Here is a 23,116-nt window from a genome sequence, read left to right on the forward strand (position 1 = left end):
CATCCGTGACCACCACGGACATTAGAGTGCCGGAATGGAGTGGCGGGAGCAGGTTTCGGCGCGGGAGGGCGAGGTGCTGGCGGCGATCCGCGGGCACCAGTCGAACGCGCAGATCGCTGCTCAGCTGGATCTGTCCATCCGTACGGTGGAAAGCCACGTGGCTTCGTTGCTGCGCAAGGCCGGCGTACCGGACCGGCGGACGCTGGCGGCACTCGCGGACGCTTCGGCTGCGGGCGGGGCGACAGCCAGTTCCGCAGCGCGTGGAGCCGGTACTACCGGTGCGCCCGCCGCCGCGGGGCTGCCGGTGTTTCCGACGTCGTTCGTCGGGCGGGAGCAGGAGCTGGCCGCGGCATCGACGGCGCTTGAGCAATCGCGGCTGGTCAGTCTGGTCGGCGCTGGTGGGATGGGTAAGACGCGGCTTGCTGTCGAGGTGGCCGAGGGGCTGGAACGCGATGTTTTGTTCGTCGATCTGGTGCCGGTGCGAGCTGGTGGTGTCGGTCAGGCGGTGGCTCAGGTTCTTGGTGTCGTCGAGAGGCCGCCGGGGACGCCTGCTGACGCGGTGATCGACCGGCTGCGGAGCGAGCGGGTTCTATTGGTGCTGGACAACTGCGAGCACGTCATCGCCGAGGTGGGGGAGCTGGTCGCGCGGATCCTTCGGTTGTGCCCGCAGACGACGATCCTGGCGACTAGTCGCGAACGGCTTGCGGTGCCGGGGGAGCGACTCGTTCAGGTGCCTCCGCTCGGTGATGAGGCGGCGCGGCTCTTCCTGGATCGTGCGCGGGCTACCGATCCGGAGCTTGTCGCTGAGTCGGCGGAGGTTGAGCAGCTGTGTGTCGCGCTTGACGGGATGCCTTTGGCGATTGAGTTGGTGGGCGCGCGGACCGCGTCGCTGGGTGTGGATGGTGTGGGCGCTGCGCTGGATGACCTGTTGCGGTTGATCTCCGGTGGTCGCGGTCCGGATGAGCGGCATCATTCGCTCGGGGATGTGATCGGCTGGAGCCTTGAACTGCTGGATGATGACGAGCGGGTGTTGTTCCGCCGGCTGGGGGTGTTCGTCGGTGGGTTCGATCTTGATGCTGTTGCGGCGCTGAACCCGGAGCAGGGGCGAGGTGCGGTTGCCGACCTCATCGGCAGGTTGGTCGACCGGAGTCTGGTCGTGCACAGGCGGGTCGGTGCGGCTACTCGTTGGTCGTTGTTGGAGACGGTCCGGGCGGTTGCTCTGCGCGAGTTGGAGACGAGTGGTGAGGACGTCGGACCGCGCTACCTGCAGTGGGCCGCCGCCACGGCTGCCCGGATGGAGGCACGGATCGACCACCTGGAAGCCGCCGAATTCGACGCAGTCGCCGACGACCTACGCCACGCCCTGACGCAGGCGGTCCGGGGCGAGACAGCAACGGAGGGGATACCAGGCGGTACCGCGTCGGCCGGAGGGTCGGGCGGTGCGGCGTACTGGCTGGCTAAGGGGTTGGGGCGGCTTAGTTTTGGGCGGGGGCAGGTGATGGCGGCGGACGAGCACTACCGGACGGCTGCCGAGTTGGCGCCGGATCCGGCCGCGGCGGCGGAGGATCTTGGGCTGGCTGCGTCTGTTGCGCTCACGACGGCCAATGGGGAGACCGCCTTCGGGTTGTTCATGCAGGCGGCGACTCGCGCCGACAGCGCAGGGGCGCGGGCAGTGGCGCTTGCCTCGGCGGTGGTGGCTGCCACGCGGTTCTCGATGGCGTTCACCGAACCGGTTCCGCGCGATCGCCTGGTCGCGTTGCTGGAGGAGGCGACCGCACTGGCCGACCCGGCGGACGAGCGGTCCGAGGCAGTACTAGCGATGGCGCGGGCGTGGGTGTCGGGTGAGACGCCGCTCGAGCCGGACCTGGAGTTGTCGCGAGCCGCAGTGTCGGCGGCACGGCGGTCCGGCGACGACGCGCTGGTGTTGGGAGCCTTGGACGCGCTGGGCACTGCACTGGCCAACGCTGGGCGGTTGCGCCAGGCCCATCGGCTGTCGGACGAGCGGCTCCGGCTGGCTGCCACTGCATCCCGGTTCGAGCCAGCGGTCGCGGCCGAACTGGTTGACCTCTTCCATGTGGCTTCGACGTCTGCACTGGCCGCCGGGGATCTACCGGCCGCCGCGAGCATTGCTGAGCAGGCGTCTCGGGACGGCGCGGTCGCGACGCATCCTGCGATCGTCGCGCCGAGGCTGATCCGGCTCTGCGGGCTGAGTGGCCGGTTTGATGAGGCACTAGCTCAGGCCGATGTGCTGTGGGACGGCTGGTTGTACGCCACGACAGCCGGTGTTGAGTCGGAGCTCTCCTCGCTCCGCGGGGACTGGCCGGCCTCGGCGGCGGCGATCGTGGCACTGGTACACGGACTGCGCGGCGACGGCCCGGCCTTCGAGGAGTGGCGGTCACGCGCCCGCCGCATGGCTCACGTAGCCGACGCAGCCGACTCCCTCGCCCTTGCAGCAGCCGCCGCCTTCAGCGACGCCCGAGTCGCCGCACACACGGGCCGGTACGCCGATGCGCCGCAGCTGGTCGCCGCTGCGCTGGTGCCGTTCGCGGAGAAGTGGTGGATGGCCTATGCCCACGCAACCGGGGCGGAGCTAGCAGTGGTCGCGGGGTTGCCCGATGCTGCCGAGCGACTCGCGGAAGCCGGACCAGCTGCGGCGGAGAACGACTGGGCGGCTGCCTGCCTCACCAGGGCGACCGCCCGACATACCGGTGACCCGCAGCTGATGGCCGAGGCGGTGATGAGGTGGGAGCGACTCGGCGCCCGCTTCGAACACGCCGTCACCCTGCTCCTCCTACCGGAACGGTCCGCAGAAGGACGCTCTGAGCTGGCCGCTCTCAAGGCCGCGATGCCGGGTCATCAGTGGATTCCGTAGTGGCCACGGATGTCCTGCGGCCGCCCAGCCGACAGGCTTGAGGCATCCCGCAAGGAGCGGGAACAAGGCCTGAGGAGGAGTCATGGGAAAAGTAGCCGTGAGCATGTCGATGTCGCTGGACGGGTTCGTCACCGGGCCGCACGACAGCCGGAAGAACCCGCTGGGCGAAGGCGGCGAGGTCCTGCATCACTGGCTCGGCCCCACCTCGACCCCCGCCGACCAGGCGGTGCTCCAGGAGATGGTGGACGGTGCCGGCGTGATTCTGATGGGCCGGCGGTCCTACGACATCTGCGTCGGCGACGGCGGTTGGGGTGACGGCGGCCCGGCCGGCCAGGTTCCCTGCTTCGTACTCACCCACAACCCGCCGGCCGAGGCGCCGGACGTCTTCACCTTCGTCACCGACGGCATCGAGAGCGCCATCGCCCAGGCGCAGGCCGTGGCGGGGGATCGTGTGGTCGGACTGCATGGCGCCACCGCAGCCCAGCAGGCGTTGGCGGTTGGCCTGCTCGACGAGATCCAGGTCCACCTGGTGCCGGTACTGCTCGGCGGGGGCGTCCGCCTGTTCGACCTACTCGGTGCCGACCCGGTCAACCTGGAACGCGACCGCGTTGTCGAGGCCGGCAGCGGGGTGACCCACCTCCGCTACCGCGTCATCCGCTAGCGCCCGGTACCACCGGAGTACGGGCCGTCCGGCGCGGTGCTGGTGTTCAGGTTGCTCGCGTAGTTGTTGTTGGTGATCTGGATGTCCGTACTGCCGGTGAAGACGAACAGTGGGGAGGTGTACGGCGGGTGGGTCGGTCCGTCGAGGCGGCGGATCGTGTTGCCGGTGAAGTGGAAGCCGGCCACGCTCTTGGCGTTGACCACCGTGAGGTCGCCGACGTCGAAGGTGTTCGCCACGACGCTGATGTTGTGGTGCACCGGGCGGGCCGGATCGATGTCGCGGTTGGTCGGCTCGATGAAGATGACCGGTTCGGCGGGCCGGACGAACTCGTTGTCCCGGATGGTGACGTCGGTGACGGGACCGGATTCGTACCACTGGTAGGCGTCCGAGGAGATGTAGATGCTGGCCATCGACATCGCCTCGAAACGGTTACCGGTGATCAGTACCGGCTTGCGGGTGGTGACGAGGATGCCGCGGGTCGGCACGTTGCGGAAGATGTTGCCGGCGATGACGACCGACGGCGTGTAGGTGAGGTTCTCCGCGACCGTGCCGCCGATCTCGATCGCGTCGGGGAGCGGCCGGTCGAAGGTGACGGTCATCGTGGTCAGCGGTTTGGCGTGATCCAGCCCGCTCGGCCCGTCGACAGCGGTGACCACGGCCCGGCCATCAACGAGCGGGAACATCGTCAGCTTGTCGACGAACTCCACCTCGTCGCCCGGATAGAACTGCGGGAAGCCGGCTGTCTGCGGGTGTTCGTAGGAGAACGCCACCTCCTCCGGCGCCGGCCTCCCGATGACCTCGAGATACGTCCCGTGGATGTTGATCGGATCGTCGTGCGGACCGTCGAAGACGTTGTCCGTGATGGTGACGTCGCCCTTGATCCCGGACAGCTGGACGAAGTCGGCGAACGAGGCAGTGGTCCTACCGGACAACGGATCCGGCGCGAAGTTCACCCGATCGATGGTGAGGTTCTCGCTGAACTGACCGACAACTCCAAACGTTTGCAGGTAATGGGCATCGAGCGCTCGCAACGTGACATCGCGCGACTCCCAGATGAACGCGCCCGGCTCCTCCCGCTCGATCAGCCGCATCTGATAGACGAGCCCACCATCACCCGGCGCCGTACCGATCGCGTAGTCGATGCGGATCCGCTGCCCATCGAGATCGACCACGTCGGCGACGTCGGTAAACAAAGGATTGTCGTCGCGCCAGGTCCGCCGCTCCACCGGGTCATGAACCTGCGTGTACTCAAGTTCATCGACGCCCGACCAGTACGGCGTACCGGTGACCGGACTCGTCTCGCCGAGCCAGGTGACGTGGTTCCCGCTGACCACGTACGGGCTGCCGGCCGGGACCGCCAAGATGCGGTAGGCGTACCCATCGGCTACTCCCGCGTCGGCGACCGTCACGTCGACGACCTTCGGAGCGGCGTAGTCGAAGGAGAAATTCGTGAACGTCACCTTCGACGAACGGATCGCCGCGAAAGCCGTCTGCAGCCCGTGATAAACGAGCTTCGCTCCACGCCCGTCCACGACGACGTCGTGCATGTCCTCGACGAGCAACCCGATCTTCTTGTCCCGGTACCGCTGATCGGCCCCGACCGTGTTCGACACGTACAGCTCACGCGTCTCCGCCTGCTCGGGATACAGCTGGAAGGTGCCTTCACAGAACTCGATCCGTACCGGCCGGCCAAGACCCTTGGCATGCCGCAGCGCCGCGGCGACGGCCGGCGCGGAGTCGGCCCGCCCGGTCGGATCGGCGCCAAAGGCAACCACATCGAGAAGCTCCGGAACTGACGCCATGACCGCCATGATCCTCGGCCCGGGAGTTCCGGGGAAAACCGGTGTCGGTCCCTGGGCGACCGCGCCTACGCTCGGCCGGGTGAAGTCGCCGCCCATTCGTCACGCCGCGATCCAGAACTGGCTGGGTGGCGATGCGGTCGTCGTCGGGATCGGGCGACGGACGGCCCTGATCGGTGGTGCGACGGCGCCGGTGGTCGAGCGGGTCGAGATCGCGTACGAGACGAGCGGGCAACCCGGTCTGGTCGACGTGGTCGCCAAGCGGGCGACGCGTGGCGAGGAGGCTGCGCTCAACAGCCTGGACGTCGTCGAGCCGGTGTTTCCGGACTTGATCGACTCCGGCATCGATGAGGACGGCCCGTGGATTGTCGTGCCGTTCGAGGTCGGTGGGGTGATCGGATGGACCGCTGAGCCACCCGCGGTCGTGTACGCCGCTCTCGCGCGGCTGCACCTACGGCACCTCGGTCGGGTCGACGAGTTGCCGGCGGAGATTCCACAGGTCGACGAGCAGTTCCTGAGGTCGGCGTTCACCGGGTTCGCGCCGGGTGGCATTGCCAGAGCAGCACAACTCGGGCCGCACGCGGTGTTCGACCGGGCGCTCGAGTTGCTTGCGCGGTTCGCCGAGGACGAGCGGTTGCTGCTCGGGCTGGAGGTCCTGCCGGCGACGCTGATCCACGGCGACGTGTACGGCGACAACGTCATCGCGGCGGATCCCGGGGAGTCGAGGCCGCCACGGTTGATCGACTGGGGGAGTGCTCGGGTGGGGCCGGCCATGCTCGACGTGGTGATGGCCGCTCGGCGGGCGGGCGTTGCGGCGTACGAGGAAGCGTGGGCGGCGAAGGCCGGTACGCCGATGGACGAGTGGCTGGTGGCGACGGGTACGGCCTGGGCGACCGCGGTGAGCAACGCGACGTTCGTCGGTGCGACTGCTGAGCGGTCGGTCGAGGTTGCCGAGTTCCTGCTCGACGAAGCAGAGGAAGCCATCGACCGCCTCGGTAGGCAACTGTCGCGTCGTACCTGAGGTGAAGCGGGTGGGTGCTCGGCCAGTAGGGTGTGGCTCGTTGTGGTGTTGTCGCGAGGAGGGGCTTCAGGATGGTCGACCGACGTCGGCGCTCGGTGCGAACGGCGCTGGTTGCCGAGGCTCTCCGGGTCGCACTTGCGGGCCGGGCCCGAATCGACCCCGGGGCAGGTCTGGACATCGTCGACCTCGGCGGCGGTACCGGCGGTTTCGCTGTACCGCTCGCGGTTGAAGGTCACCGCGTCACCGTGGTCGACCCCAGCCCCGACGCACTCGCCTCGCTCGAACGGCGCGCTGCCGACGAAGGTGTGAGCAAGCTCGTCCGTGGTGTCCAGGGCGATGCTGCCGAGCTGCCCGAGGTCGCGGGGGCGTCGACCGCCGACGCGGTCCTCTGCCACGGTGTACTCGAGGTCGTGGACGACCCGGTCCAGGCTCTCCAGGCGATGGCCTCCGTACTACGGGAAGGCGGCGTACTCAGCCTCCTGGTTGCCCAACGCAACGCCGTGGTCCTGGCCCGCGCGCTGGCCGGGCACCTGACCGAGGCACGCGTCGCACTGCAGGACGCCGACGGCCGCTGGGGACCGACCGACCCGATGCCCCGCCGTTTCGACGAGGCGGGCATCATCGCCCAGCTCGCCGAGGCCGGCTTCATGGTGCACACCGTGCATGGCGTGCGTACGTTCGCCGACTTGGTCCCGGCCGCGTTCGTCGACTCCGAGCCGGGCGCCCCTGAAGCTCTGGCCGAACTCGAGCGAGCCGCCAGCCAGCACCCCGCCTTCCGCGCCCTCGCACCTCAGCTGCACATCCTCGCGACGCGCTGAAGCCGGCCAGCGGGTAGGTCAATCGTTCGTACGACGCTCTGGTCGGCCGGGGACTGCCTTTCCGGGCGCCATGCGGCGCTCGGAAGATGGTTACTTGCTGTATCCGAGTGGGGTCGACACGCCGGATGAACACTCGCCTCCCAGCGCTGAAACCGGTGCCGGAGGAGCGGTTACAGCGCGGAGTTGCCGGACCGTGACGCGCGGGACAGGCGGTCAGGGTTTCGTGGACCGCATGGTCGGCCTAGACTGGACTCGGCCTATCGAGATCGCGCTCACCATGGAGGGATCGACGGTGCCCCTCTCGGAAGAAGAGCAGCGCCAGTTCGAGCAGCTCGAACGTGCCCTCGCTGCGGAAGACCCGAAGTTTGTTTCCGCCATGCGAGGCACCAATGTGCGCTTGTACTACAAGCGCCGGGCAGTGCTTGCCGGCGTTGGATTCGTGCTGGGCATCGTTGTACTGATGACCGGTGCGATCATTCCCAACACCATCATCGGAGTCATCGGCTTCGTCATGATGGTCGCCTGCCTGTACGTCGCGGCGCTGAGCATGAAGCGGATCAGCAACGCGAGCGACGGCGACGACCTGCCGCCGCCTCCGCCGCAGTCCAAACGGCACCGGACCAGACATGACTCGTCCGGCAGCTTCATGGAGCGGATGGAAGACCGCTGGCGCCGCCGCCGCGACGAGGACCTCTGACCCTCCGCCCTTCCTGAGCCACACCCGCGCGTCTGCGCCGGGTGTGGTTCTGCATTCGCCGGTACTACGTACGCGCGGCTCGGGCCTCGCTGTCGGCTGCGCGTCGCTGCCTGGCCTGGTTAGCTTCCACCCGCCCCACGCCAGCTCGTGGTCCAGAATGCTGCCGGGCGGGGCGGGTGAAAGCAGTTGTGGTCCAGGTGGGCTAGCTGGCGTGGCGGCGGGGGAGTAGGGCGCTGCGGATCCGGGCCAGGAGGAGGTCGAACTCGTCCAGGAGGTCGGAGGCCTCGGAGCTGCCTCGGTTGAGGTACCAGCGCCAGGACGGTGGCAGCAGTCTGGCGCGCCACCGACGGAGGAAGCGGGTGTCGATCCAGAGTGCCTTGCGGACTTCCTCGGTCTCGGAGCGGAGGTCGGGGTACGAGTCGCCCAGCCCGGCGTACCGCATGGCTTCGACGCCGCGGGCCAGCCGGAGTGCCGCGGGTTGCGTCTCCTCCGGGACCTTGGTGACCAGCCAGTCGCCGAGTTGGCGAGGTGTCGCGATCTCCGACCAGTCCAGGCCGAGGTCGCGAGCGGTGTCGCGGACCTCTGCCCACAATCCCTCGATACCGATCCGGCTCGGTGGCCGGCTGTACCGCTTCCGCCTGGTCAGCGTGCGAACCAGCCACGGCACCCCGAGCAACAGGATCACCGCCAGCGAGAGCCCGATGATCTTGGCGCCGCCGTTGGTGAACCAGTTGCCGCCACCGACCGGGACGAGACCGTTGTCCTCGGGCAGGTTGCGCTTGTCACCCGGCCGCTCGGTCTCGGGGTTGTTGGTCGAGCCCGGAGTCGTCGGCGCCGTGGTCGGCGCGGTCGTCGGGTTGCTCGGGGTGAGGTTGTTCGAGTTGGTCCAGGTCGGCGTCGTCGCGGCCCGTACCGACGGGGTCGGCTCGAAGCGGACCCAGCCGGAGCCCTCGAAGTACAGCTCGGGCCAGGCGTGCATGTCGTGCATCTTCACGACGTGCTGGTTGTTCTTGCCCGCTTGCCCCGGCAGGAATCCGATCCCGACCCGCGCCGGAATGCCGAGGGTGCGGGCCAGCAATGCCATCCCGGTCGCGAACTGCTCGCAGTACCCGGTCTTGTCCCCGAAGAGGAATTTGTCCAGCGCGCGCATGCCACTCGAGCTGTCCGCCGCCGTGCTGTAGGTGAAGTCGCTGCCACGGAACCATTCCTGCAGCTCGGTCGCCTGCAGGTAGTGGTTGCCCTTCGCATTGGCGGTGATCTGCTGGGCCAGCGCCTTGAACTTCGGGTCAGTCCGCTCCGGCACGTCGCTGGTGGTCTGGTCGGGCTCGCCGCCGGGGATGCTCTCGTTCAGCTCCTCCGCGGTCGGCTTCAGGTCGTACCAGCTGAGGTTGAAGTCCTGGCCGCCGACGACGCTGCCGTTGGTGGACAGCACGTCCAGCGTGCTCGCGTCGAACTTCCAGTTCTTCTTCAGCGAGATCGTCCGCAGCGGATACGGCACCGGCGCGAACTGCGACCGGAAGCTGCGGCTGACCTGGATCTTCAGCTTGTTCTCCGGCACCTTGCTCAGGTCGCCGCTGTAGCCGGGCGGTGGGCTCAGCGGATCGTTGCCGATCTTCTGGCCCTCACCCGAGTCCGACCTGCGCCAGGTGTTGCCGTCGAAGAGGTCCAGCGCGGTCAGCCGCAGATAGACACCCTCCGACGGACCGCCGGTGTAGGTCAGCGCAGTGACGTTGTCGCCACGCTTCAGGTTCTTGCCCATGTCCAGCATCGTGTCGTTGGGGGAGACGATCGCGCCGGTACCTGTCCCGCCACCGCCGGCGACGCCGTTCCCGATCACGCCTTCCGGCAATGCGGGGATCAGCGCCGGAAGTAACGCGGCCAGTGCAACGACACTCAGGCCGATCCGTCGCCCGGCCTGGCCGAGCGCGGAGGCCTCGATCGGCTCGGCGGCGTCCAGGTGAGATACCCCGGAGATCCGGCGTCCCCACCGACTGAGCCTCGTTCGTCCTTCGGCCGACAACAGCACGATGTAGCCGACCGCCGGCGGGATGAAGAGCAGAGCGGGCAGGCCGCCGTGCACGGTCGCCGCAGGCACGGTGTACATCGTCAGCAGCAACAGACCGGCCCAAGCTGCCTGCCTGATCTGTACTGCGACCAAGTGGATCAGCAACCCGGCCACCGCGATCACCGTCGACGCGAACAGCAGCAGGTGTCGGTCATAAGGCAGCGGCGCGCTGAAGCGGTTGATCGAGTTCATCGCGTCGACCGTCTGGTCGTTGAAGGCCAGCACCGTGGCCTTCCACGGGATCAGGCCCCACTTCATCGTGTTGTGCAGGAACGACAGCGAGATCAGCTCGATCAGCACCAGCAGCTGCACGAACGGTACGACGATGCGCGGCGCCCGCCAGTTCTGCAGCCCGATCCCGACCGCGGTCACGATCGCGCAGAAGAAGGCGCTGATGAACAGGAACGGCCCGGAGAACACCGGCGTGAGCACGAGGGCGCCGAGCACGGTGGCGACCCAGGCGGCGATGGAGATCCTGACGTGACCGGTCATGCGATCCTTCCGCTTCGTAGTCCTAGGGTGGACCACACGGTCGGGAGATGGTCTCCGCGCTGCACTCTGGCGACTCGCCAGCCGTTGCGGCGCAGTTCGTTCTCGGTGGCATCAGTGGCCGCGGTAAGCCGGGCGGCCTTCTCGGTGCCCTCCGCGCCCACTGACCAGCTTGCCGCATCGAGCAAGAGCGCCACTCCGGTCGCTTGGGTGGTGCGCCAGCGATTGAGCGAGGTGACGTCTTCGCTGTTGCAGGCGCCGACGATGGCGACGACCAGGCTGGGCTCTTGGATGTGCCGGTCGACGGTCAGCAGCGGGCCGATCTCGGCGTACTTGTGTTCCTCCACCGTCGCGCACTCGGTCAGCAGGTGCTGGCTGGTGAGCGGCTGGTGGATCGCAGTCGAGCTGCGGTGGCTGATCGCCGACAGCGTGGTCGGCCCGCCGAGCAGGGTGGTGACGTAGCCGCGCCGGATCCGGTCGATCCCGACCGAGGCCGCAGCGCTCACCGCCCACTCGAGACTGGACGACGGCCCGTGCCCGTGGTGCGAGATCGTGCGTGCGTCCAGGAAGATCGCGCACCGGCTCTGCCAGGGCTGCTCCTCCCGGCGAACCATCATGGCGCCACGCCGCGCGGTCGACCGCCAGTGCACCCGGCGCAGATCGTCGCCGTCGCGGTACTCGCGAACAGTCGCGTCCTCTTCACCCGCCGACGCGATGGCGCGCGGCCGGTTCTCGCCCGACCCCGCACGATCAGCTCCCAGCCGTACTTCGGGAAGCTGGTAAACCCGTGGCGTCACCAGCAGGTGCTGACTCCGGGTGAACGTCCGGCTCGTCTCGACCAGCCCGAACGGGTCGGCGACCGTCAACATCAACGGCCCGACCTGGAACAGTCCACGCACATCGGACTTCACCGGATAGGTGACCGTGCGCTTCCAGTTCGGGCTGACCCGGTCGACGACGAATCGCGGGCGGTGCCCCAGTACATATGGAATGCGGTCCTCGAGCAGCAGCAGCCCAGCCGGCATCCGGCCTTGGTTGGACAGCGTCAGCTCGACCGTCGACGGAGTCCCCACCGGGACCTGGTCCGGAGCCAGGCTGCGCCGTACCTGCAGGCGCAACCGGGTCCGGCCGACAACAAGTGCCGCCACGAGCGGCAGCGCGACCAGCAGGATGCCGACCCGCAGCAGGTCCTTCTGGCCGAGCAGCAACGCACAAAGAGAAGCAGTGATCCCGGCTGCGACGAACGCCCGCCCCCGGGTGGTCAGTCCGCGCAAAGCCTGCCGCATGTCTCAGTCCCGACGCGTGCGGGGCAGCGGCACCGAGGCCACGAGCCCGGAGATGATGTCAGCCGCTCCACGTCCACCCAGGTGGGCTTCGGCGGCCGGTAGTACTCGGTGTGCGAGGACTGGTACGGCGAGCTCCTGGATGTCGTCCGGGAGGACGAACTCGCGCGAGTCCAGCGCGGCAGCTGCCCGGGCGGCCCGGACCAGGTGCAGCGTGGCGCGCGGGCTGGCGCCCAGGCGCAGCTCCTGCGAGCGGCGGGTGGCCCCGACGAGCGCGACGGCGTACTCCTTCACCGACTCCGACACGTGCACCGAGTGCACTGTCTTCACCAGGCGGAGGATCTGCTGTCCGTCGGTCACCGGCTGCAGCGACTCCAGCGGCTCGGCGGCGGCGTGCCCGTCGAGCATCCGCAGCTCGGCGGCCGGCTCCGGGTAGCCCATCGACAGCCGGGCCATGAAGCGGTCGCGCTGTGCCTCGGGAAGGGGATAGGTACCTTCCATCTCGATCGGGTTCTGCGTCGCGATCACCATGAACGGCGCCTCGAGCTGGTACGTCGTCGTGTCGACGGTGACCTGGCGCTCCTCCATCGACTCCAGCAGCGCGGCCTGGGTCTTCGGTGAGGCGCGGTTGATCTCGTCGCCGACGACGATGTTCGCGAACACCGCGCCCGGCTTGAACTCGAACTCGCGGTTCTCCTGGTTGAAGACCGACACGCCGGTGATGTCCGACGGAAGTAGGTCCGGCGTGAACTGGATCCGGCGCACGGTGCAGTCGATCGATCGGGCCAGTGCCTTGGCCAGCATCGTCTTGCCGACGCCGGGCACGTCCTCGATCAGCAGGTGTCCTTCGGCGAGTAGCACGGTGACGGCTACTTCGACCACATCGGGTTTGCCTTCGATCACAGTCTCGATGGCTCGGCGGACCCGTCCCGCCACCTCTGTCAGCTCGTCGAATTCCATGGCCGAGCTGGTCGCGGTGGTGCTCACCCTGAGTCCTCCCCATTGGTTGTTGGCCGACTCATTCTGACCCGGCGTAGGGGTCGGGCCTAGATCTCCGTGCGTTTCGTTACCAGTCGTTTCGGCGTTCATCTAATTCGCCCTCACCCGTTGTTGCCGGTTCGTGACCTCCAGCGTACGGGGGAGCGAAACGGGGCGAATCTGGTTGACGGTGGGGCAAAGTGGAGTAAGGTGGAGCGCAGTGGTACTGAAATGGTGGACAACAAGCTCGACCTGAGACGGAGAGTCCGCAACGGGGAGGTGGAGCGTGTTCCTTGGAACGCACTTCCCCAAGCTCGACGACAAGGGCCGACTGTTCCTGCCGGCGAAGTTCCGCGACGAATTGGCTGAAGGCCTGGTGATCACCAGAGGACAGGAGCGGTCGCTGTCGGTGTGGCCCGAAAGCGAATTCGTGCAGATGACCGAGCAGTTGAAGCAGGCTCCGATCACCAACAAGGGTGCTCGGGACTACCTACGGATGTTGTTCGCCGGGGCCTCCAACGAGGTGCCGGACAAGCAGGGCCGGGTCACCATCCCGCCGATGCTTCGCGATTACGCAGGGCTGGATCGCGACTGTGTCGTCATCGGGGCGATGAACAGGGTGGAGATCTGGAACACGGAGAACTGGAACACGTACTCAGCGGCACAGGAGCAGGCATTCGCCGACCTGTCCGAGGAGGTACTGCCCGGAATCTTCTGACCAGCCCGAGGTAGCACCGGATCGTCCGGTGAGATCACGGGTCCGACTTCCGACCTGAGTGTTGGCGTCACTTCCCCGGCGCCAAGGCATCAGGTACTTCCCCGGAAGGCGAACCCGCGATCTGACCGGACGAACCAGCGGCCGCCCCCATCTGTGAAACGGCAGAGTGCTCCACCACCGCCCCTCGCACGGAATGCAAGGCCGGCAGGTAAGAGCTATGGAGGGTCGAGATGGACGGTGCTGAGCGCGGAGCAGAGGGACGCCATGTCCCGGTCATGCTCGACCGCGTCGTCGCGCTGCTCGCTCCCGGCCTGCAGCACCCCGGTGCCGTCCTGGTCGACGCCACCCTCGGACTCGGCGGACACGCCGAAGCCTTCCTCCAGCGTTTCCCCGACATCCGCCTGGTCGGCCTCGACCGCGACCCGGAGGCCCTGCGGCTGACCGGCGACCGGTTGGCGCCGTACTCCGAGCGCGTCACGCTGGTGCACGCCGTGTACGACGAGCTGCCCCAGGTGCTCTACGACCTGGGCATCCCGGCGATCGACGGCATCCTCTTCGACCTCGGCGTCTCCTCCATGCAGCTCGACGAGGCCGACCGTGGCTTCGCGTACTCGCAGGACGCGCCGCTCGACATGCGGATGGACAGCACCGCGCCGACCACGGCCGCGGACATCCTGAACACCTACAGCTCGGCCGAGCTGGCCCGGATCCTGTTCCAGTACGGCGAGGAGAAGTTCTCCCGCCGGATCGCGGACCGGATCGTCAAGGCCCGCGAGACCGAGCCGTTCACGAACAGCGCCCGGCTGTCCGAGCTGGTCCGCGACGCGATCCCGCAGGCGGCCCGCCGGACCGGGGGACACCCGGCCAAGCGGACCTTCCAGGCACTGCGGATCGAGGTCAACGGCGAGCTCGAGGTACTCCGTCGCGCTTTACCCGCTGCTGTTGCGTCGCTGGCGCTGCACGGCCGGATCGTGGTGATGAGCTACCAGTCGCTCGAGGACCGGATCGCCAAGCAGGTATTGGCCGCCGGCGCGAAGAGCGACGTACCGGACGACCTGCCGGTGATCCCGGCTGGTCATGAGCCGTACCTCAAGTTGCTGACGCGTGGAGCGGAGAAGCCGACGGAGGAAGAGGTCGCGGAGAACCCGAGGGCTGCATCGGCCCGGGTCCGAGCGGCGGAGCGCGTACGCGAGAAGGGGTTGGTGGCCTGATGAGCACTGTGTTCAGCCCGTCGAAGGCACGGGTCACACCCGCGCAGCCGGTGGTCAAGCAGGAGCCGAAGCTCCGGGTCGTCTACGGAGCGCCGTTCCGGCCGCCGCGGATGCCGTTCGTCATCTTCGTGGTGGCGCTGCTCGCGGCCGGCCTGGTCGGCCTGCTGCTGCTCAACACCGAGCTGCAGCGCGGGACGTTCCAGGTGACCAGCCTGAACAACCAGGCCGATCAGCTGCGCGACCAGCAGGAGTCGCTGGAGAAGCAGGTCCGCACGCTGGAGTCGCCGCAGAACTTGGCGGATCGGGCGGTACGGATGGGCATGGTGCCGAACCCGAACCCGGTGTTCCTGCGGCTGTCCGACGGCAAGGTGCTCGGAGTACCGGCCGAAGGTAAGGCAGGAACCGCCAAGTCGATGTTCGGCCCGGCGCTGCCGGCCGCGACCACGCCGGTCGTGCCGAAGCCGCCCGTCAAGCCACCGGTTGCCAATAAGCCGGCCACCAACAAGCCGGCGACGGCCACCAAGCCACCGGCGACCACCACCAAGCCACCGGCGACGACGAACAAGCCGCCTGCCACCAGCACCAAGCCGCCGGCGAACAACAAGCCGGCGACCACGAACAAGCCCGCGACTACTGGGGCCGACACGACGACCGGGGGATGATCGGATGACGGAGCGACGGGGCAGCGAACCGCCACGCAAACGCGGCGGCGACCCCGGCCGGGAACCCCCGCGCCGAGCCACCCCGCCGCGCCGTCCGTCCGCTACGGACGGCACACGCTCCGGTACTCCGCGCCCCAAGAAGCCTGCTGTAGATGGTGAGCCGCGCAAGCGCCGTCCAGCTCCAGGCGATGGAGAGCCACCACGCCGTCGCCGCCCTACTGCTGCTGAAGCAAGCGGTGGTACACCCCGCCGGGCAGGGCCCGGTGCTGAGGGGCGGAAGGCGGCTGGACCGCGCAAGGCCACGGGAGAGCCTCGCAAGTCTGCTGCTCGGAGCGGTGAAGTGCGACGGACTCGTCCGGCTGCGGCCGGCGATGCGCCTCGGCGTACGGCGAAGAAGGCTGCCTCTGCCGGTACGGCGAAGAAGGCGGCTGCCGCGCGCCCAGTGAAAGCAGCCCGGCGTACTGGCGAGCCGCCGCGTAAGCGTCCGGCCAGTGGGGGACCGCGGAAGCGGCCGCCGCAGAACCGGCGTCCACCGCGACAGCCGAAGGTGAAGAAGCCGCCGCGCACGTTGAAGCTCGGCCGTCCCGCGCTCCGGCTGCGGATGACGTTCGGGGTGATGGCGTTCGTGCTGTCGCTGTTCGCCGGCCGGCTGATCCTGCTGCAGGGCGTCGACCCGGACTCCTACGCGCTCGCCGCGACCAAGGAGAACACCAAGCCGTTCGTGCTGCATGCGACCCGCGGCGCGATCCTGGACCGCAACGGCGTGCCGCTGTCGGTCTCGGAGGACGCGGTCGCGATCACCGCCGATCCGACCCAGACCGCGCCCGTCGCCGCCCAGCTGGCCAGCCTGCTGACCTCGAAGATCCCCGGTACGACGTACGCGAAGTTCTACGCCGACCTCACCCTGAAGAAGCGCTACGTGCTGCTCGCGCACCAGGTCAGCCCGCAGACCTGGAACCAGATCACGGCCGAGATCAAGAAGCAGAACGCCTCGATCGCCGAGCAGAACAAGGGCAAACCGGCCGAGGCCAAGGCGCCGCTGCTGGTCGGCCTGTTCACCGAGTCCGACCCGATCCGCAGCCACCCGCTCGGCTCCGTCGGCGCCAGCGTGGTCGGCGTGGTCGGTGACGAGGGCAAGGGTCTGGCCGGCCTGGAGTACGGGCTGAACGACAAGCTGTCCGGCTCCGACGGCAAGGCGATGTACGAGGTCGACACCAAGGGCAACAAGATCCCGAACGCCGACCACACCGTCGAGGAGCCCAAGCCCGGCGTCAGCGCGCAGCTCACCCTGGACTCCGACCTGCAGTGGTTCGCCGAGAAGCGGATCGAGGAAGCGGTCAAGCAGTGGAAGGCCGAGTCCGGCACGGTCGTCGTGATGGACGTGAAGACCGGCGAGCTGGTCGCGATGGCCAACTACCCCGGCTACGACCCGAACAAGCCGCTCAAGGGCCAGTCGCTGAAGAACAACGCGCTGGAACAGGTCTACGAGCCGGGCAGCGTGCAGAAGGTCGTCACGATGGCCGCGCTGGCCGACGCGAACAAGATCTCGCTCGACACCAAGCTCGAGGTGCCGGGCAGCATCACCGTGCAGCGGCGCAAGATCAAGGACCACTTCGACCACGGCGTGCTGAAGCTGACCATCGCCGGCGTGATCGCCAAGTCCTCGAACGTCGGCACCATCATCGCCTCCCGCGAGATGCCGATCCCGCAGTTCGTGAAGTACCTGCACGACTTCGGTTTCGGTGAGCCGACCGGCCTGGGCTTCCCCGGCGAGAGCCGTGGCGTGATGCCGCCGGGTGACGAGTGGCCCGAGCTGACCCGCTCGACCGTCGCCTTCGGTCAGGGCCTGGCCGTGAACGCGGTCCAGATGACCGCCGCGGTCAACGCGGTGGCCAACGGCGGCATCTACGTACCGCCCAAGCTGGTCAAGAACTACGTCGACTCCAACGGCAACGACATCGCCAACCCGTCCGGCCCGTCGCGTCGCGTGGTCAGCGAGACCGCCGCCAAGGAGGTCGGCACGATGATGGAGTCGGTGACCGCTGACGGCGGTACCGCGCTCCAGGCGGCCATCCCGGGCTACCGGGTCGCAGGCAAGACCGGTACGGCGCAGGAGACCGGCGAGGGTTGCGAGGGCTACTGCAAGTGGGCGACCTCTTTCGCCGGATTCGCCCCTGCCGACAACCCGCGCTTCGTTACGTACGTCGTACTGCAGAACCCGACGAACGGCCGGGGCGGTGGTTTCCAGGGAGGTCCGGTGTTCCGCGACGTGATGAGCTACGCGCTCCAGAAGTACGCAGTACCGCCGACTGGCGCGAAGCAGCCCAACGTCCCGCTGACCTGGTGACGCCGGGTCAGGTAGGTGAGACAGGGCCCGGAGCGGTAACCTCTGGGCCCGTGTCCACCCCAACCGCCGCAGGCGGCGCCGTTGCCGCGATCAGGCCCCAACGGACCGTGCCGGTCAGCCTCGCCGACCTCGTCCAGACCGCCGGAGCGCGAGCCTCGACGGACCTCGCTGACGTCTCGGTGACCGGTGTGTCACTCGACTCGCGCTCGATCCATCCGGGCGACCTGTACGCCGCCCTGCCGGGACTGGTGACGCACGGAGCAGCCTTCGCCGCCAACGCGCAGGCAGCCGGCGCTGTCGCAGTACTGACTGATCCGGAGGGGGAGGAGCGGGCGCGAGCCACTGGGCTCCCTGTACTCGTGGTCGCCAAGCCGCGCGACGTGCTCGGCGCTGTCGCCAGCCGTATCTACGGCGAGCCGACGAGCGGCCTGCGCCTGCTGGGCATCACGGGTACCAACGGCAAGACGACGACGAGCTTCCTGCTCGACTCCGTACTGCAGAACATCGGCAAGTCGGCCCTGATCGGCACGATCGAGACCCGGATCGGCGACGAGGCGGTCAAGAGCGCCCGGACCACGCCGGAGGCCACCGATCTGCAGGCGTTGTTCGCGGTGATGCGCGAGCGGTCCGTCGCCTGGTGCGCGATGGAGGTCTCCAGCCACGCGCTCGCGATGGGCCGGGTGGACGGCGCACGATTCGCGGTTGCCGGGTTCACCAACCTGACGCAGGACCACCTGGACTTCCACAAGACTTTCGAGGAGTACTTCGCCGCCAAGGCGTCCCTCTTCACCCCTGAGCGGTGCGACCTCGCCGTCGTGAATATCGACGACGAGTACGGCCGCCGTCTCGCCGCGCAGACGGTCGTTCCGCTGGTGACCGTCTCGACCACCCGCGACGCCGACTGGACCGTCGGCGGCACGCATCAGTCCGAGCACGGCACCACGGTGATCGACATCCAGGGGCCGGACGAGGCGCTGACCGTCGAGATCGGGCTGCCGGGTGACTTCAACGTGGCGAACGCCTTGCTGGCGACGGTGATGCTGCGGCAGGTCGACGTACCGGCTGAGGCGATCGCTGCTGGGTTGCAGCACGCCCCAGTACCGGGCCGGATGGAGACCTTCACCCGGGCCGACGGTCTGAGCGTGATCGTCGACTACGCGCACACGCCTGATGCAGTCGAGCTGGCACTCAAGGCAGCCCGTACCGCCACCAAGGGCAAGTTGTTCGCGGTGGTCGGCTGCGGCGGCGACCGTGACCCCGGCAAGCGGCCCGCGATGGGCGCGGCGGCTGCCCGGGCGGCTGACGTCGTGATCGTCACCGATGACAACCCGCGCAGCGAGGACCCGGCAGCGATCCGAGCCGCGGCCGTCGAAGGCGCGCGGGCAGCGGTCCCCGAGGTGGACCTGCAGGAGGTCGGCGACCGGCGGCGGGCGATCGCCACCGCGATCGGACTGGCCGGACCCGGCGACACTGTGGTGGTGCTCGGCAAGGGCCACGAGACCGGCCAGGACGTCGGCGGCGTGATCCACCCGTTCGACGACCGGCAGACCGTGCGCGAGCTGATCGCGGCGACCGGAGAGGCAGCAGTGTGATCCCCCTCAGTTGTGCCCAGATCGCCGAAGCGGTCGGCGGTGAGCTGGCCGGGGTGGACCCCGCCGCGATCGTCGACGGCAGCGTCGAGCGGGACTCCCGCCAGATCACCGCGGGCGGACTGTTCCTCGCCTTCGCCGGTGAGAACGTCGACGGGCACGATTTCGTCCCGGCCGTCACCGAGGCCGGCGCGACCGTCTCCATCACCACCCGGCCGGTCGAGGGCAGTCCTTGCATCGTCGTGGCTGACGTACAGACGGCGGTCGGTGAGCTTGCGAAGTACGTCATCTCGCAGCTGCCCGACCTGACCGTGATCGGCCTGACCGGCTCGCAGGGCAAGACCAGCACCAAGGACCTGATCGCCCAGCTGCTCGCGCCGTACGGCCCGACGGTGGCCGCGGTCGGCTCGATGAACAACGAGATCGGTCACCCGCTGACCTCGCTGAAGGCGGACCTGACGACGCGCTACCTGGTCGCCGAGATGGGCGCCCGGCACGTCGGCGACATCACCTACCTGTGCCGGATCACGCCGCCGAAGGTCGGGCTGGTGCTCAACGTCGGCCACTCGCACATCGGTGAGTTCGGCAGCCAGGACGCGATCGCCGTCGCCAAGGGCGAGATGATCGAGGCCGTACTTCCGGGCGGCACCGCCGTACTGAACGCAGACGACCCACGCGTCGCCGCGATGGCCGGCCGGACGAGCGAGAAGGTCGTGCTGTGGGGCGACGCTCCCGAAGCGACCGTCCGGGCAACCGGGGTTGAGCTCGACGCGCTGGGCCGGGCGGGCTTCACGCTGCGGCTCGGTGGCGAGGAGCACGCGGTGCAGTTGCAGGTCGTGGGGGAGCACCAAGTCGCCAACGCGTTCGCCGCGGCTGCCGCAGTACAGGCTGTCGGGCTGACTCCGGCGCAGATCGCGGAGGGGCTCAGCACTGCGACGGCCGCTTCCAAGTGGCGGATGGAAGTCCACGAGCGCGCCGACGGCGTGACAATCATCAACGACGCGTACAACGCCAACCCCGAGTCGGTCCGCGCGGCGCTCAAGGCGCTGGTCGCGATCGGCAGGGCCCGCAACGCCCGTACTTGGGCAGTGCTGGGCCCGATGGGTGAGCTCGGCGACGCCCATGCCGAAGAGCACGACGGCGTCGGCCGACTCGTCGTCCGGCTGGACGTGCAGCGGCTGCTGGTGGTCGGTGAGGGGGCCCGCCCGATCCACCTCGGCGCCTCGCTGGAAGGATCCTGGGGCAACGAGTCGGCGTACGTCGACAGCATGGACGAGGCACTCGAGTTGCTTCGCAAGGAATTGCAGCAGGGAGACGTGGTGCTGGTGAAGGCGTCCCGATTCGTCGGGCTGGACCGGCTGGCGACCGCCCTGCTCGAGGAGGCTTCGCAGTGATCTCGATCCTGTTGGCCGGCGCCATCTCGATGGTGCTGACGCTGGTCGGCACCCGCGGGGCGATCACCCTGCTGGCCCGCCGTGGGTACGGTCAGGAGATCCGCGACGACGGCCCGACCTCGCACCACACCAAGCGCGGTACGCCGACGATGGGCGGCACCGTCTTCATCGTCGCGACCATCGTGGGCTACTTCGCGGCGAAGATCTTCACCGGCCGGGCGCCGAGTGCCTCCGCGCTGCTGGTGCTGTTCCTGTTCGCCGGGATGGGCGCGGTCGGCTTCCTCGACGACTTCATCAAGATCTTCCGGCAGCGCAGCCTGGGCCTGCGCAGCAAGGCGAAACTGGCCGGCCAGACGATGGTCGCCGTCGCCTTCGCGGTACTGGCCCTGCAGTTCCCCGACGAGCGCGGGCAGAAGCCGGCCTCGCCGTTCATCTCGTTCATCCGCGACATCGAGTGGCTGCACCTGCTGCCGGTCCTGGTCGTGATCTGGATCCTGCTGCTGATCGCCGGTATGTCCAACGGCGTGAACCTGGCCGACGGCCTGGACGGCCTGGCCACCGGCGCCTCGATGATGGTCTTCGGCGCGTACACGCTGATCTGCATCTGGCAGAACAACCAGAATTGCGCGACCGCGCCGGGCTCGAAGTGTTACGAGATCCGCGATCCGCTCGATCTGGCGGTCGTCGCGGCTGCCCTCACCGGCGCCTTGTTCGGCTTCCTGTGGTGGAACGCGTCGCCGGCCAAGATCTTCATGGGTGACACCGGTTCGCTGTCGCTGGGTGGCGCGGTGGCCGGCTTCGCGGTGATGACCCGGACCGAGCTGCTCGTCCTGCTGCTCGGCGGCCTGTTCGTCATCATCACCGCCTCGGTGATCCTGCAGGTCAGCTGGTTCAAGATCACCAAGAAGACCGGCGGTGTCGGGAAACGGTTGTTCCGGATGGCGCCACTGCAGCACCACTTCGAGATGCTCGGCTGGGAGCAGGTGAACGTGGTGATCCGGTTCTGGATCATCTCCGGCCTGTGCGTCGCCATGGGGCTCGGCTTGTTCTACGCGGAATGGGTGGCCGGATGAGCCTCACGACACGGACCGACGACGGCTGGGCGACGACGCGCTTCGTCGTACTGGGCTTCGGTACCGCCGGTTACGCGTGTGCTGACTCGTTGCTGCAGGCGGGTGCTGAGCATGTCACCGTGCTCGACGATCGCGACAACGAGGCGCTGCGCGAGAAGGCCTTGATCCTCGAGACGCTGGGCGCCGACATCAACCTCGGCGAGGGCAGTACTGCGGCGCTCCCAGCTGACGTCGAGGTCGTCGTCACCTCACCTGGCATCCCGCCGCACGCGCCACTGCTCGCGGCCGCTGTCGAGCGTGGGATCCCTGTCTGGAGTGAGATCGAGCTCGCCTGGCGCCTGCGCGATCCCGCCAACGCGGCGCCCTGGCTGTGCATCACCGGTACCAACGGCAAGACCACGACGGTCCAGATGCTGACCTCGATCCTGACCGCGGCCGGCCACCGGGCAGTTGCCGCGGGCAACGTCGGGCTGCCGTTGCTGGAAGCCGTGATGGACCCCGAGCCGTACGACGTGATCGCGGTCGAGCTGTCCAGCTACCAACTGCACTTCACCGACTCGATGTCGGCGCACTCGGCCGCCGTCCTGAACATCGCGCCCGACCACGTCGACTGGCACGGCACGATGGACGCCTACGCCGCCGCGAAGGGCAAGATCTACGAGAACTGCCAGGTCGCCTGCGTCTACAACGTCGAGGACCCCGCGACCGAGCACCTCGTCGAGGAAGCGGATGTGATCGAGGGCTGCCGCGCGATCGGCTTCACTCTCGGTACGCCGGCGATCTCGATGCTCGGCCTGGTCGACGACCTGCTCGTCGACCGCGCCTTCGTCGAGCAGCGAGCCAGTTCGGCGCTCGAGATCGCGGCGCTGGCCGACATCACGCCGGCCGCACCGCACAATGTCGCGAACGCGCTGGCGGCGGCTGCTTTGGCGCGAGCATTCGGCGTACCGGCCTCGGCTGTCCGTGACGGGCTGCGGGTGTTCCGGCCGGACGCGCACCGGATCGCGACCGTCGGCGAGGTTGCCGGGGTCAACTACATCGACGATTCCAAGGCCACCAACCCGCATGCCGCGCAGGCCTCGTTGCTGGCCTACGAGCCCGTGGTGTGGATCGCCGGCGGACAGGCCAAGGGCGCGACCTTCGACGAGCTCGTGATCGCTGCCAAGGAACGGTTGCGGGGCGTCGTACTGCTCGGCCAGGACAAGGTCGTGATCGCCGAAGCACTTGCCCGACACGCGCCGGATGTGCCGGTGATCATCGTGGAGGCAACGGACACTGGTGCCATGGAGACCGTGGTGGGGGAGGCGACGAAGCTGGCACAGGTGGGTGACACCGTGCTGCTCGCGCCGGGCTGCGCTTCTTGGGACATGTTCGCCAACTATGGAGCCCGCGGAGACGCCTTCGCCGAAGCCGTACTGCGGCTGGGCGACAACTGATCC

Annotated in this window: 17 protein-coding genes; 13 read left to right on the forward strand and 4 right to left on the reverse strand. The window is 68.4% G+C overall.

Features of this window, described 5'->3' with window-relative positions:
• Nucleotides 1-34: 34 nt before the first annotated feature.
• Nucleotides 35-2,872, forward strand: a complete 2,838-nt coding sequence (locus OHA70_RS27610; RefSeq protein ID WP_328322575.1) for an ATP-binding protein — start codon at nt 35-37, stop codon at nt 2,870-2,872.
• Between the two features lie 82 nt (nt 2,873-2,954).
• Complete coding sequence (locus OHA70_RS27615) at nt 2,955-3,533, forward strand: dihydrofolate reductase family protein (RefSeq protein ID WP_328322576.1); 579 nt, start codon at nt 2,955-2,957, stop codon at nt 3,531-3,533.
• Here OHA70_RS27615 and OHA70_RS27620 read toward each other — a convergent pair.
• Nucleotides 3,530-5,335 carry a right-handed parallel beta-helix repeat-containing protein gene (locus OHA70_RS27620; RefSeq protein WP_328322577.1) on the reverse strand — a complete coding sequence of 602 codons (1,806 nt, stop codon included), beginning with the start codon at nt 5,333-5,335 and terminating at the stop codon, nt 3,530-3,532. The genes OHA70_RS27615 and OHA70_RS27620 overlap by 4 nt on opposite strands.
• Before the next feature lie 79 nt (nt 5,336-5,414).
• On the opposite strand from OHA70_RS27620, the gene OHA70_RS27625 reads away from it, so the two are divergent.
• From OHA70_RS27625 to OHA70_RS27635, 3 genes are all read left to right on the forward strand, one after another.
• Entirely contained in the window at nt 5,415-6,353 is a 939-nt protein-coding gene (locus OHA70_RS27625) for an aminoglycoside phosphotransferase family protein (RefSeq protein WP_328322578.1), read from the forward strand.
• A 71-nt stretch (nt 6,354-6,424) separates the two neighbouring features.
• Nucleotides 6,425-7,171 (forward strand): class I SAM-dependent methyltransferase, encoded by a 747-nt coding sequence (locus OHA70_RS27630; RefSeq protein ID WP_328322579.1) that lies wholly within the window; start codon nt 6,425-6,427, stop codon nt 7,169-7,171.
• Nucleotides 7,172-7,403: 232 nt separating this feature from the next.
• On the forward strand, nt 7,404-7,868 hold the full coding sequence (locus tag OHA70_RS27635) for a DUF3040 domain-containing protein (protein ID WP_328335228.1): 465 nt from the start codon (nt 7,404-7,406) through the stop codon (nt 7,866-7,868).
• A 202-nt stretch (nt 7,869-8,070) separates the two neighbouring features.
• Here OHA70_RS27635 and OHA70_RS27640 read toward each other — a convergent pair whose 3' ends face one another.
• The 3 genes from OHA70_RS27640 to OHA70_RS27650 are packed head-to-tail and all read right to left on the reverse strand — an operon-like array spanning nt 8,071 to nt 12,665.
• A complete protein-coding gene (locus tag OHA70_RS27640) occupies nt 8,071-10,425 on the reverse strand; it encodes a transglutaminase family protein (RefSeq protein WP_328322580.1) in 2,355 nt (784 codons plus the stop codon).
• Complete coding sequence (locus tag OHA70_RS27645) at nt 10,422-11,708, reverse strand: DUF58 domain-containing protein (protein WP_328322581.1); 1,287 nt, start codon at nt 11,706-11,708, stop codon at nt 10,422-10,424. The genes OHA70_RS27640 and OHA70_RS27645 overlap by 4 nt, the downstream gene beginning before the upstream one ends.
• A gap of 3 nt (nt 11,709-11,711) precedes the next feature.
• A complete protein-coding gene (locus tag OHA70_RS27650; protein ID WP_328335230.1) occupies nt 11,712-12,665 on the reverse strand; it encodes an AAA family ATPase in 954 nt (317 codons plus the stop codon).
• 304 nt (nt 12,666-12,969) lie between these two features.
• Between OHA70_RS27650 and mraZ the strand changes: the two genes are divergently transcribed.
• The 8 genes from mraZ to murD all read left to right on the forward strand — a co-directional run bounded on the left by mraZ (nt 12,970) and on the right by murD (nt 23,113).
• A complete protein-coding gene (gene mraZ / locus OHA70_RS27655; RefSeq protein WP_328322582.1) occupies nt 12,970-13,401 on the forward strand; it encodes a division/cell wall cluster transcriptional repressor MraZ in 432 nt (143 codons plus the stop codon).
• A gap of 230 nt (nt 13,402-13,631) precedes the next feature.
• Entirely contained in the window at nt 13,632-14,612 is a 981-nt protein-coding gene (gene rsmH / locus OHA70_RS27660; RefSeq protein ID WP_328322583.1) for a 16S rRNA (cytosine(1402)-N(4))-methyltransferase RsmH, read from the forward strand.
• On the forward strand, nt 14,612-15,274 hold the full coding sequence (locus tag OHA70_RS27665; protein WP_328322584.1) for a hypothetical protein: 663 nt from the start codon (nt 14,612-14,614) through the stop codon (nt 15,272-15,274). Before rsmH ends, OHA70_RS27665 begins: the two co-directional genes overlap by 1 nt.
• Nucleotides 15,275-15,614: 340 nt before the next feature.
• Complete coding sequence (locus tag OHA70_RS27670) at nt 15,615-17,621, forward strand: peptidoglycan D,D-transpeptidase FtsI family protein (RefSeq protein WP_328322585.1); 2,007 nt, start codon at nt 15,615-15,617, stop codon at nt 17,619-17,621.
• 50 nt (nt 17,622-17,671) lie between these two features.
• A complete protein-coding gene (locus OHA70_RS27675) occupies nt 17,672-19,213 on the forward strand; it encodes a UDP-N-acetylmuramoyl-L-alanyl-D-glutamate--2,6-diaminopimelate ligase (protein ID WP_328322586.1) in 1,542 nt (513 codons plus the stop codon).
• A complete protein-coding gene (locus tag OHA70_RS27680) occupies nt 19,210-20,604 on the forward strand; it encodes a UDP-N-acetylmuramoyl-tripeptide--D-alanyl-D-alanine ligase (RefSeq protein ID WP_328322587.1) in 1,395 nt (464 codons plus the stop codon). Before OHA70_RS27675 ends, OHA70_RS27680 begins: the two co-directional genes overlap by 4 nt.
• Nucleotides 20,601-21,677: a phospho-N-acetylmuramoyl-pentapeptide-transferase gene (gene mraY / locus OHA70_RS27685; RefSeq protein WP_328322588.1), complete on the forward strand. Its 1,077-nt coding sequence runs from the start codon at nt 20,601-20,603 to the stop codon at nt 21,675-21,677. Before OHA70_RS27680 ends, mraY begins: the two co-directional genes overlap by 4 nt.
• On the forward strand, nt 21,674-23,113 hold the full coding sequence (gene murD, locus OHA70_RS27690) for a UDP-N-acetylmuramoyl-L-alanine--D-glutamate ligase (RefSeq protein WP_328322589.1): 1,440 nt from the start codon (nt 21,674-21,676) through the stop codon (nt 23,111-23,113). The genes mraY and murD overlap by 4 nt, the downstream gene beginning before the upstream one ends.
• The last annotated feature ends 3 nt before the right edge of the window (nt 23,114-23,116 follow it).

Origin of the sequence: Kribbella sp. NBC_00382 (assembly GCF_036067295.1) — a bacterium.
Taxonomy (GTDB): Bacteria; Actinomycetota; Actinomycetes; order Propionibacteriales; family Kribbellaceae; genus Kribbella.

Bases quoted from the DNA above. Each gene is read 5' to 3' on its own strand.
- OHA70_RS27610 (WP_328322575.1), top strand. From the start codon at position 35: ATGGAGTGGCGGGAGCAGGTTTCGGCGCGGGAGGGCGAGGTGCTGGCG.
- OHA70_RS27615 (WP_328322576.1), top strand. From the start codon at position 2,955: ATGGGAAAAGTAGCCGTGAGCATGTCGATGTCGCTGGACGGGTTCGTC.
- OHA70_RS27620 (WP_328322577.1), bottom strand. From the start codon at position 5,335: ATGGCGTCAGTTCCGGAGCTTCTCGATGTGGTTGCCTTTGGCGCCGAT.
- OHA70_RS27630 (WP_328322579.1), top strand. From the start codon at position 6,425: ATGGTCGACCGACGTCGGCGCTCGGTGCGAACGGCGCTGGTTGCCGAG.
- OHA70_RS27635 (WP_328335228.1), top strand. From the start codon at position 7,404: ATGGTCGGCCTAGACTGGACTCGGCCTATCGAGATCGCGCTCACCATG.
- OHA70_RS27640 (WP_328322580.1), bottom strand. From the start codon at position 10,425: ATGACCGGTCACGTCAGGATCTCCATCGCCGCCTGGGTCGCCACCGTG.
- OHA70_RS27645 (WP_328322581.1), bottom strand. From the start codon at position 11,708: ATGCGGCAGGCTTTGCGCGGACTGACCACCCGGGGGCGGGCGTTCGTC.
- OHA70_RS27650 (WP_328335230.1), bottom strand. From the start codon at position 12,665: ATGGAATTCGACGAGCTGACAGAGGTGGCGGGACGGGTCCGCCGAGCC.
- rsmH (WP_328322583.1), top strand. From the start codon at position 13,632: ATGGACGGTGCTGAGCGCGGAGCAGAGGGACGCCATGTCCCGGTCATG.
- OHA70_RS27665 (WP_328322584.1), top strand. From the start codon at position 14,612: ATGAGCACTGTGTTCAGCCCGTCGAAGGCACGGGTCACACCCGCGCAG.
- murD (WP_328322589.1), top strand. From the start codon at position 21,674: ATGAGCCTCACGACACGGACCGACGACGGCTGGGCGACGACGCGCTTC.